This window comes from Mycobacterium sp. P7213 (assembly GCF_900604305.1).
Lineage (GTDB): Bacteria > Actinomycetota > Actinomycetes > Mycobacteriales > Mycobacteriaceae > Mycobacterium.
In genome coordinates, this window is sequence record NZ_UWOA01000084.1 from 1 (window position 1) to 10,442 (window position 10,442).

Sequence of the window (10,442 nt, forward strand, 5' to 3'; positions counted from 1 at the left end):
GTCGGGTCGTGGGTCGGGCGCGGGGCTGCCGCACCGGCGGGGGCCGGCGCGACAGTTGCCGTCGCGGGACGGCGGGTCACCCGGCGCCGCTCGTCGGGCAGCCGGATCTCGCCCAGACCGATCCGGTTCTGCAGGCGCTTCATCCAGCGGGGCGCCCACCAGCAGTCGTCGCCGAGCAGCTTCATCACCGACGGCACCAGGAACATCCGGACCACGGTGGCATCCAGCAGCAGTGCCGCCATCAGACCGAACGCCAGGTACTTCATCATCACCAGGTCGGAGAACACGAACGACGCGGCAACCACGGCGAGGATCAGCGCGGCAGCGGTGATCAGCCGGCCGGTTGTGGCCGTGCCGATCCGGATCGCCTCGGTGGTCGACATCCCGGATTCTCGTGCCTCGACCATCCGGGAGACCAGGAACACCTCGTAGTCGGTGGCCAGACCCCAGCCCACCGCAACGACCAGCGCGATGACCACCACCATCAGTGGCGTCGGGGTGAAGTTCAGCAGGCCGGCGCCGTGCCCGTCGACGAACATCCAGGTCAAAATGCCCATCGTCGAGCCCAGCGTCAACGCGCTCATCACGGCTGCTTTCAATGGCAGCACCAGTGACCCGAACGCCAGGAACATCAGCAGCGTCGTGGTGATCAGCAAGATCGCCAGCATCAACGGTCCCTGAGCAACTAGCGCATGGATGCTGTCCTGCTCGAGCGCTGGTGTCCCGCCGACCAGCACGTCCAGACCCTTGGGTGTGCTCATGGCGCGCAGCGCCTTGATCTTCTGCGCGGCGTCGTTGCGGTTGACCAAGCCGTTCTCGATCACCCGGACGGAGTGGTCTTTCGAGGCCCCCGGAAGGTAGGGGCGCTCCTTCCACATCTCGGCCGGATCGTCGTCGGGAACGACGAACCCGTTGATCGCCATCGCGCGGTTGCGGATATCGGCGACCTGCTGGTCGGTGACCGGCTTGTCGGAATCGCTCTTGATCACCAGGGTCAGCTTCTCGGTGCGGAAGCCGGGGAAGATCTCGTCGAAGTGCTCTTGGGCAACCCGGGCGGTGTTGTCCGGCGGCAGATACTTCTCGCTCATCCCGCCGAACGACAACTTCCCCAGCGGGATGATCAACAGGATCATCGCGATCACGATCGGGATCGCGAACGCCAGCGGTCGCTGCATGACGAAGTTGACCAGCTTGCCCCAGAACCCGGCCTCGACTTCTTCGCGGGTCTTGGTCTTCTGGGTCTTCTCGGCGAGCCAGCCGATGATGCGGTTGTGGATCTCCCAGTCCCGCAGGATCGGCACCCGGTAGAGGGTGCGCACCCCGAGCGCGTCCACGTTCTTGCCCAGCACGCCCAGGATGGCCGGCAGCAAGGTGATCGACAGCAGCGCGGCCAGGCCCACAGAGGCGAAGATGGCATACGTGATCGCCTTGACGAATCCTTGCGGCAGCACGAGCAGACTGGCACCCGAGACGATGATCAGCACCGCCGAGAACACCACCGTGCGTCCGGCCGTCATCACCGACCGGCGGACCGCCGCTTCGGTGTCGTAGCCCTCGGCGATCTCCTCACGGAATCGGCTCACCACGAACAACCCGTAGTCGATCGCGATACCCAGACCGATCAGCGAGACCACCGGCTGGGCGAAGAAGTTGATCGGCCCGAACATGGCGGCGAAGCGCAGGATGCCGGTGGCTCCGGCGATGCTCAACCCGCCGACGATCACCGGCAGGCTGGCCGCGACCACCCCGCCGAACACGAAGAACAGCACCACGGCGACCAGCGGAAGTGCCAGCACCTCCATGCGCTGCTGGTCGGTGGCGATGGTGCCGGTCAGTTCACTGGCGATCGGCTGCAGACCGCCGAGTTCGACCTTGCCGCCGTCGAGCTTCTGCAGGTCCGACTCGGCAGCCTGGTAATTCTTGAGGATGGTGTCGTCGTCGTCGCCCTTGATCTGGATCGACGCGAACGCGTGCTTCTTCTCCGGGTCGGCCATATTGGCCAGCGCCTCGGGATTGGTGAAGTAGCCGACCCAGCTCATGATCTGATCGGGGTGGTCGTTCTTGACCTTGTTGAGCCCGTTCTTGACCGCGTCGAACCATTCCGGGTCGTCGACCGTCTCGCCCTTGGGCGCGGTGAAGACCGCCACCACATGGCTGGTGCGGTCCCGGCCGTAGACCTCGTCGCCGGCGATCGACGCCTGCACCGACTGGCTGCCCTCGTCGTAGAAGCCGCTCTGGGTGACGTGGTCGCCCAGGCTCATTCCGTAGACGCCGCCACCCAGGCAGAGCGCCACCATCACGCCGATTACGATGAACCGGTAGCGGTATACAGTTCGACCCCACCAGGCGAACACCTATACGCTCCTTACTAAGGTCTGTGGAGACATCTTTCGGACTCGCGCTTCCCTGACTTCAGGCTCTCCAGTTGTCACTCTCGCGAGGTAAGCAGTGAGCTCAGCGGCCGGAACGGCTGGAGCCACGCCCCCTGTTCCGGCAGCGAATCAAGGCTGATCCGCGGCAGCCGCTCCCGGAACACACCAGGGATGTCCTCCAGGTCGACGAACTCCAAGGTATCCGAGGCTAGCGCCCAGCTCGCATGTTCGCGAAATCCGAGCACAGAGGCGGCTATGCCCAGACCGCAGAGTTCTTCCAGCGGTTCCCGGAACGCCTGGCCATCGGCGGAGGCGACCGCCACCGCCACCAGTCCCTGTTCTTTCCGCAGCGCGATGTGTTCGAGCATGTCGGAATCGACATCACTGTCCTCATCGATCTTCGGCTTGGCGAAGACTGCAAAACCCACGTTACGCAACGCTTCGACCCAGGGCCGGACGACGTCGGCGCTGCCCGGGGCGATGTTGGTGAATACGGTCGCCTCCGGCTCCACCTTGAGCTGCGGATGCGACGCCGCCACCTCCGCGGTGCGGCTGAGCAGCCAGCGGCCCAGTGCGTCGAAGCGGGGCCGCTCCACGCCGGTCGGACGACGGCCCAGGATCGCGCCCAGGCCCATGTCCAGGTTCGGGGCGTCCCAGACCAGCAGCACCCGCTGCGTGGGCGTCCCCTCGGCGGTCGGTTCGGTCCCGGTCGGCTCGCCGTCCACTCCAGCCCGCAGGTCGGGGCTGGTCATCAGGCCCGCACCCAGACGAACTCGTTGATCACGCTGCCCGCATCGCGGCCCTTCGCCTCGTACTTGGTGGTGGGGCGAGCGACCGAGATAGGTAGGCGGACGTCGACGAGAGGGCCGGCCACCCGGCGAAGGCCCGGCTCACCGTCGCCGGACTCGGCGATCTGCACCGCGTAGTCGGCATGGTCGGTGGCCGCGTGCAGCACCCCGCCGGGCTGCAACCGATCGGCGATCAGGGCCATGGTGGCCGGCTGCAACAGCCGCCGCTTGTGGTGCCGGGCCTTGGGCCACGGGTCGGGGAAGAAGACGCGCACCCCGATCAGCGAAGCCGGGGCGATCAGGTACTCCAACACATCGAGGCCGTCGCCGCGCAGCAGCCGGATATTGCCCAGTCCCTCGCGGTCGATCGCGCACAACAGTTGCGCCAGCCCGCGCTCATATATCTCGACAGCCAGCACGTCCAGGTCCGGTTCGGCCTGCGCCATCGCTACCGTCGAGGTGCCGGCTCCGCAGCCGATCTCGAGCACCACGGGTGCATCGCGACCGAACCAGCGGTGCGGATCCAGGGGCTGGGGGCGATGGTGGGGACCGTCGGGCGGCACCACATCGGCGCCCAGGTCGGGCCAGAGCCGCTCCCAGGTCTGGCGCTGACCGTCCGACAGCGCGGAGTGCCGGTAGCGGACGCTGAAGTTGCGGAAACGGCGTGGAGCCGGGGTGTCGACGCCAGTGACGTCTGATGCTGACTCGACGTCGCGCGGCGCATGCATCAGTCCATGGTGGCCCATGGATGCATCTGTACCCACTTCGCGGTCCACATTGATACCCAACAGTTGCTTAGCGCGGCCCGTCGGCGCGGCCAAGTCGCCCTGGGGAGGGTGACTCGCGTCGCCGCGGAGCAGCTGACACCATGGCCCCCGGAGCCGATTGCGCGGGGAGGCAGGGTCGTGACACAGGGGCACCAGCTCTTCGCCGACGAGCTGACCGCGCTGGCCACGCAGCACTCCGACCCCCGACTGGCGGAAATCGCCGCAGCCATCACCGCGCCCCTGCAGGTCGCGGTGCGTGGCCGCCGCGGTGTCGGCCGGCGCACCGTCGCCGCGGCGCTGGCCGCCGCCGGGCTGAGCATCGCCGAGCAGCCCGCTGGGACCGAAATCGCCGAGCTGGCCGTTTATGTGGTCGCCGAGGCGGTCAAGCCCGAGGACATCGCCGCCCTGCATGCCATGCGGCGGCACCCGGTGCTGGCGGTGCTGAACAAGGCCGACCTGCGCGGGCACGGTGCCGCCACGATGCCGGTGCCGGTGCAACCGATGTCGGCGATGTTCGCGCTGGCCGCACTCGGCGGTGGGCTGGACCGGGCACTGTGGGAGGCGCTGGGCTGCGTGGCCGCCCGGCCCGCCGATCTGCGCTGCGCCGAGCAGTTCGTGAGCGGTCCGCACCCGGTGCCGCGTCAGACCCGCGAGCGGCTGTGCGCCACCGTCGACCTCTCCGGGATCGCGGCACTGCTCGACCTGGCCGGAAGCAACGGCACCCTGTCGCAGGCCCGCGCCCGGTTACGCCGGCTCAGCGGTGTCGATCGTGTCGTCGCCCGGCTGCAGGTGATGAGCGCTGCCGTTCACCACCGTCGGATGTCGGAGGCGGTGATCCGGCTGGAGGCGATGGCAGTCGGAGACAGCCGCATCGACGAATTCCTGAACCGTGATGCGACGGTCTCCGCTCGGCTGACCGCGGCGGCGGCCGCGATCGAGCTGCCGGAGGAACCGGCGCTGGCGCGGGCCCGTCGCTGGCAGAGTCACCGCAGCGCACCGGTCAGCGCCGCCCGGCGGGCCTGCGCCGCCGACATCGCTCGGGGATCGCTGCGGGCCTGGGCCGCGACGCGGGGCCGCCCATGACCGCCGAGGGTGGCGGATCGGCCGAGGCGGMCCCGATCACCGGGGTCGACGCCCTGGTCGCTGAGGTCGCTCCCGACGTGCTTCCACCGCCGGTGCGGCGCTGCGACGTGGTGGCGGTGACCGGCCCCTGGCTGGCCGGGGTCAGCGCGATGACGCACGCCCTGGCCGACCGGATGCCGCAGCGGCTGGTGATGGAAGCCACCGACCTGGCGCCGGGGGAGGTGCCGCTGGCGGTGGTGTTCGTGGTGTCTGCCGCCGCCGCACTGACGGAGTCGGACTGCGCGCTGCTCGATGCGGTGACCCCTCACACCGATGTGGTGATCGGCGTGATTTCCAAGATCGACGTCCACCGGCAGTGGCGCGAGATGCAGACAGCGGCCCGCGAAACCCTCTCCGGCCACGCGCCGCGCTACCGCAACGTGGCGTGGGTGGGGGCGGCCGCGGCACCGCAGCGCGGCGACCCGCGGGTCGACGACCTGATCGCGGAACTGACCAGACAGCTCGAGGACGGCGATGCTCAGCGTCGTAACCGGCTGCGCTCGTGGGAGTTTCAGCTGCGCACCGACGCCGATCGCATCGACCGCGACGCCCGCGCGGCAGGCCGCCGCACCCGGGTGGCGCAACTGCAGGAGCAGCGTGACGAGGTGGTGCGGCAGCGGCGAATGTCGAAATCGGAGCGCGTGATCGCGTTGCGCAGCCGCATCGCCGCGGCCCGCGTGCAACTGTCCTACTTCGCCGCCAAGCGATGCGCCTCGGTGCGCGGCGAGTTGGGCGAAGACGCAGCGGGCATGACGCGCCGCCGGTGGGCGGCGTTCGAGTCCTATGTCCACGCCCGGCTGACCGAAGTGGTGACCGAGGTCGACCAGGGAATCACCGAGCATTTGGCCGATGTCGCCCAGGAACTGGGGCTGGTCGCACCCGAAATGCCGGCCGGAGCGGCGGTGCCGGTGCCGCAGGTCGACTCGGGCAAGCCACCGCTGGAGTCCCGACTGTTGGAGACCCAGTTGATGGCGGTGCTGGGAATCGGTTTTGGGCTGGGCGTGGCGTTGACCTTGAGCCGGCTCTTCGCCCACCTCGCGCCCGGACTGGCCGCGCTGGGTGCGGCCGGATGCGCCATCGCCGGGGTGGCGGCCACGGTGTGGGTGGTCAGGATTCGGGGGCTGTTGCGCGACCGGGTGGTGCTCGATCGGTGGGTGGGACAGGCCACCAGCGCGGTGCGGTCCTCGGTGCAGGAGCTGGTGGCCCTGCGGGTGGTGGCCGCCGAGTCGGTGCTCACCGCCGAACTTGCCGGACACAACGAGACCGAGGCCGCGCGCGTCGCCGACCGGGTCGCCGCATTGGACCGGGAACTGCGGGAGCACGTGGCCGCCGCCGCCCGCGCTGCCGCGGTACGTGATCGCAGGCTGCCGTCGTTGCGGCGGGTGTTGGAGAATGTGCGCGCTGAGCTGGGCGATTCAGCGAGGCTCGACGGAGGAGAGGCGAAGCTGGGACCGCCCCATGAGCTGGGTGAATCAGGCCCGGTAGAGGCTGCCGTCACGGGCGACAGATAGCTCGAGTTGCGATTGTTTCGATCCGTGTAGCTATTGACGGTAATCTCTTATTTAATGACGGTATAAGAGGTGACAGCGGCGCGCAGCTGCGGCAACGCCACCGAGTGACACAGGTTACACAGGAGAGCTCAATGACCTCAGCGACCATTCCCGGTCTGGACACCGCCCCGACGAAGCATGGTGAGTTGTTGGCCTGGGTTCGGGAGGTCGCGGAGCTCACCCAGCCCGACCGGGTGGAATGGTCCGACGGTTCCGAGGAGGAATGGAACCGGCTGATGGGCCTGCTGGTCGAGTCCGGCGCCGCGGTCAAGCTCGACGAAAAGAAGAAGCCCAACTCCTACCTGGCGCTCTCCGACCCGGCCGACGTCGCGCGGGTCGAGTCACGCACCTTCATCTGTAGCCGCACCCAGGAAGGGGCCGGCCCCACCAACAACTGGATGGACCCGGACGAGATGCGGGCCACCATGACCGAGCTGTACCGCGGTTGCATGCGCGGTCGCACCATGTACGTCATCCCGTTCTGCATGGGCCCGCTGGGCGCCGAGGACCCCAAGCTGGGCGTCGAGATCACCGACTCGCCCTACGTGGTGGCCTCGATGAAGGTGATGACCCGGATGGGCACCGCGGCGCTGGAGAAGATCGGCACCGACGGCGCCTATGTCAAGGGTCTGCACTCGGTCGGCGCCCCGCTGGCCGAAGGCGAGCAGGACGTGCCGTGGCCGTGCAACTCCGAGAAGTACATCACCCACTTCCCGGAGACCCGCGAGATCTGGAGCTACGGCTCGGGTTACGGCGGCAACGCGCTGTTGGGCAAGAAGTGCTACGCGCTGCGGATCGCGTCGGCGATGGCCCACGACGAGGGCTGGCTGGCCGAGCACATGCTGATCCTCAAGCTGATCTCGCCGGAGAACAAGGCCTACTACGTGGCGGCGGCGTTCCCCTCGGCCTGCGGCAAGACCAACCTGGCGATGATCCAGCCGACCATCCCGGGCTGGCGTGCCGAGACCCTCGGCGACGACATCGCGTGGATGCGGTTCGGCAAGGACGGCCGGCTCTACGCGGTGAACCCGGAAGCGGGCTTCTTCGGCGTGGCTCCGGGCACCAGCCGCAGCTCCAACCCGAACGCGATGATCACGCTGGAGCGTGGAAACACCGTCTACACCAACGTCGGCCACACCGATGACAACGATGTGTGGTGGGAGGGCATCGGCGGGGAGACCCCGGCGCACCTGACCGACTGGAAGGGCAACGACTGGACGCCCGAGTCGGAAACCCCTGCCGCTCACCCGAACTCGCGGTACTGCACCCCGATGTCGCAGTGCCCGATCCTCGCGCCGGAGTGGGACGACCCGCAGGGCGTGCCGATCTCGGCAATCCTGTTCGGCGCCCGTCGCAAGACCACGGTGCCGCTGGTGAGTCAGGCCCGCGACTGGCAGCACGGCGTCTTTATCGGCGCCACCATGGGCAGCGAGCAGACCGCGGCCGCCGAGGGCACGGTGGGCAAGGTGCGCCGCGACCCGATGGCGATGCTGCCGTTCATCGGCTACAACGCCGGCGACTACATGCAGCACTGGATCGACACCGGCAAGCACTCCGACGAGTCGAAGCTGCCCAAGGTGTTCTTCGTCAACTGGTTCCGTCGCGGCGACGACGGCCGCTTCCTGTGGCCGGGCTTCGGCGAGAACAGCCGGGTGCTGAAGTGGATCGTCGAGCGGGTCGAGGGCAATGCCGGCGGCCAGGAGACCCCGATCGGCACCGTGCCCAGCGCTGCCGACCTGGACTTGGATGGGCTGGACGTGGCCGCCGCCGACGTGGATCAGGCGCTGATCGTTGACGCCGACGAATGGCGCGCGGAGCTGCCGCTGATCGAGGAGTGGTTCGAGTTCATCGGCGACAAGCTGCCCACCGGGCTGCGCGACGAGTTCGAGGCACTCAAGCAGCGCCTGGGCTAGTAGCCCGGTTTCGAGCACTTCGCAGAACCGCACCCAGGGGGATTCCCCGGGTGCGGTTCTGCATTCTCCGGGTGCGGGGACGGTTCGCGTCCCTGACGCCCCCACTTGACAGCCGTCAAGTTTGGCCCCAGTACAGTCAGCCCATGCAGATTCGCGAGCACCTCGAAGCCGAGAACCCGGCCATCATCCTGCACCCCTCCGGCATCGTCGTCACCTTCGCTGAGCTGGAAGCCCGGGCGAACCGGCTGGCGCACTTCTTCCGCGCCGCAGGGCTGGTGGAGGGCGATGTCGTCGCGATCATCATGGAGAACAACGAGCACATCCACGCGGCGATGTGGGCGGCACGGCGCAGCGGCCTGTACTACGTGCCGATCAACACTCATCTGACAGCTGCCGAAGCCGCGTACATCATCGACAACAGCAACGCCAAGGCGATCATCGGCTCGGCTGCGCTGCGCCAGACCTGCGCCGACCTCGCTGAGCACTTGCCGGCCGGCCTGCCCGAGCTGCTGCTGATCGCCGATGGTGACCTGGACGGCTGGCAGCGCTACCCGGAATGCGTTGCCGACCAGCCGGAGACACCCATTGCCGATGAGATCGAAGGTGATCTGCTGCAGTACTCGTCGGGCACCACCGGGCGGCCCAAGGGCATCAAACGTCCGCTGCCGCATCTGCCTCCGACCGAGGTGCCGGGGCTGATGGCGATGCTGGTCTCGGTATGGATGGGCCCGGGTTCGGTCTATCTGAGTCCCGCTCCGCTGTATCACACCGCGCCGTCGGTGTGGTCCATGCAAGTGCAGGCGGCCGGGCTGACCACGGTTGTCATGGAGAAGTTCGACGCCGAGTCCGCGCTCGAAGCCATCCAGCGCTATCGGGTCACCCACGGGCAGTTTGTGCCCGCACACTTCACCCGGATGCTGAAACTGCCTGCCGAAGTGCGGGATTCGTATGACGTCTCCAGCCTCAAGCGGGTCATGCACGCCGCCGCTCCGTGCCCGGTGGAGATCAAGCAGCAGATGATCGAGTGGTGGGGGCCGATCGTCGATGAGTACTACGCCTCATCGGAGGCGCACGGCTCGACGCTGATCAGTGCCGACGAATGGCTGAAGCATCCCGGCTCGGTGGGCAAGGCGATGTTCGGTGCGGTGCACATTCTCGATGAGGACGGCAATGAGTTGCCGGCCGGCGAGGCCGGCGAGATCTACTTCGAGGGCGGGAACGCTTTCGAGTACCTCAACGATCCGGACAAGACCGCGAAATCGCGCCACGCGCAAGGCTGGACGACCGTCGGAGACGTCGGCTACCTCGATGATGAGGGCTACCTGTACCTCACCGACCGGCGCCACCACATGATCATCTCCGGCGGGGTGAACATCTACCCGCAGGAAGCGGAGAACCTGTTGATCACGCACCCGAAGGTGTTGGACGCGGCCGTGTTCGGGATCCCCGACGACGAGATGGGCCAGAGTGTGAAGGCGGCCGTGCAGACCGTCGACCCCGCCGACGCCACGCCTGCGTTCGCCGCAGAACTACTCGACTGGGTGCGGGACCGCTTGGCGCACTACAAATGTCCGCGGTCGATCGCGTTCGAGGAGCAGCTGCCGCGCACCGACACCGGCAAGCTCTACAAGAACGAGCTGGTGGCCAAGTACTCGGCGTGATGCCGGCCCGTCAGGGCCCGATCAGGACGCGTCGCCCGGCTGGCCCGGGGTGCCTTGGTTGCCGGCTTGCCCGTGGACGGTGCCCGGGCCGGCGGCGCCGCCAGGCCCGCCCGCGCCGGGGGTAGCTCCATCGCCCCCGTTTCCGCCCGCGCCGCCGTTGCCGCCGTCACCGCCGAAGCCGACCCCGTGGCCGCCGGCGCCCCCGTGGCCGCCGGTCCCGCCGGTGCCCCCGACGCCAATCGCCTGGCCGCCGTTGCCGGCCGCGCCGC

General features: G+C 68.3%; 8 protein-coding genes. 4 read left to right on the forward strand and 4 right to left on the reverse strand.

The window, feature by feature from the left end:
* From EJK91_RS20785 to trmB, 3 genes are all read right to left on the reverse strand, one after another.
* Positions 1–2,354, reverse strand: a 2,354-nt coding sequence (locus EJK91_RS20785) for an MMPL family transporter (RefSeq protein ID WP_164518053.1), incomplete at its 3' end; no start/stop codon positions are given.
* Between the two features lie 74 nt (positions 2,355–2,428).
* The gene (locus EJK91_RS20790) at positions 2,429–3,124 is read right to left on the reverse strand and encodes an NYN domain-containing protein (protein ID WP_024442673.1); all 696 of its coding nucleotides are present in this window, start codon (positions 3,122–3,124) and stop codon (positions 2,429–2,431) included.
* Positions 3,124–3,906 (reverse strand): tRNA (guanosine(46)-N7)-methyltransferase TrmB, encoded by a 783-nt coding sequence (gene trmB / locus EJK91_RS20795; protein WP_024442674.1) that lies wholly within the window; start codon positions 3,904–3,906, stop codon positions 3,124–3,126. Before trmB ends, EJK91_RS20790 begins: the two co-directional genes overlap by 1 nt.
* Positions 3,907–4,065: 159 nt before the next feature.
* Here trmB and EJK91_RS20800 point away from each other — a divergent pair, with 159 nt between their 5' ends.
* From EJK91_RS20800 to fadD4, 4 genes are all read left to right on the forward strand, one after another.
* Positions 4,066–5,010 (forward strand): hypothetical protein, encoded by a 945-nt coding sequence (locus EJK91_RS20800; RefSeq protein ID WP_206430457.1) that lies wholly within the window; start codon positions 4,066–4,068, stop codon positions 5,008–5,010.
* Positions 5,007–6,560, forward strand: coding sequence for a hypothetical protein (locus EJK91_RS20805; protein WP_241178772.1), 1,554 nt, complete (start codon positions 5,007–5,009; stop codon positions 6,558–6,560). The genes EJK91_RS20800 and EJK91_RS20805 overlap by 4 nt, the downstream gene beginning before the upstream one ends.
* A 131-nt stretch (positions 6,561–6,691) precedes the next feature.
* Positions 6,692–8,512, forward strand: a complete 1,821-nt coding sequence (locus tag EJK91_RS20810) for a phosphoenolpyruvate carboxykinase (GTP) (RefSeq protein ID WP_024442677.1) — start codon at positions 6,692–6,694, stop codon at positions 8,510–8,512.
* Between the two features lie 143 nt (positions 8,513–8,655).
* Positions 8,656–10,173 (forward strand): fatty-acid--CoA ligase FadD4, encoded by a 1,518-nt coding sequence (fadD4, locus tag EJK91_RS20815; RefSeq protein WP_125079856.1) that lies wholly within the window; start codon positions 8,656–8,658, stop codon positions 10,171–10,173.
* A gap of 21 nt (positions 10,174–10,194) precedes the next feature.
* Here fadD4 and EJK91_RS20820 read toward each other — a convergent pair.
* Positions 10,195–10,442 (reverse strand): hypothetical protein (locus tag EJK91_RS20820; protein WP_125079857.1); only part of this gene is annotated, 248 nt, incomplete at its 5' end.

Coding starts and splice junctions, on each gene's coding strand:
- EJK91_RS20790 (WP_024442673.1), bottom strand. CDS start 3,124: ATGACCAGCCCCGACCTGCGGGCTGGAGTGGACGGCGAGCCGACCGGG.
- trmB (WP_024442674.1), bottom strand. CDS start 3,906: ATGGGCCACCATGGACTGATGCATGCGCCGCGCGACGTCGAGTCAGCA.
- EJK91_RS20810 (WP_024442677.1), top strand. CDS start 6,692: ATGACCTCAGCGACCATTCCCGGTCTGGACACCGCCCCGACGAAGCAT.
- fadD4 (WP_125079856.1), top strand. CDS start 8,656: ATGCAGATTCGCGAGCACCTCGAAGCCGAGAACCCGGCCATCATCCTG.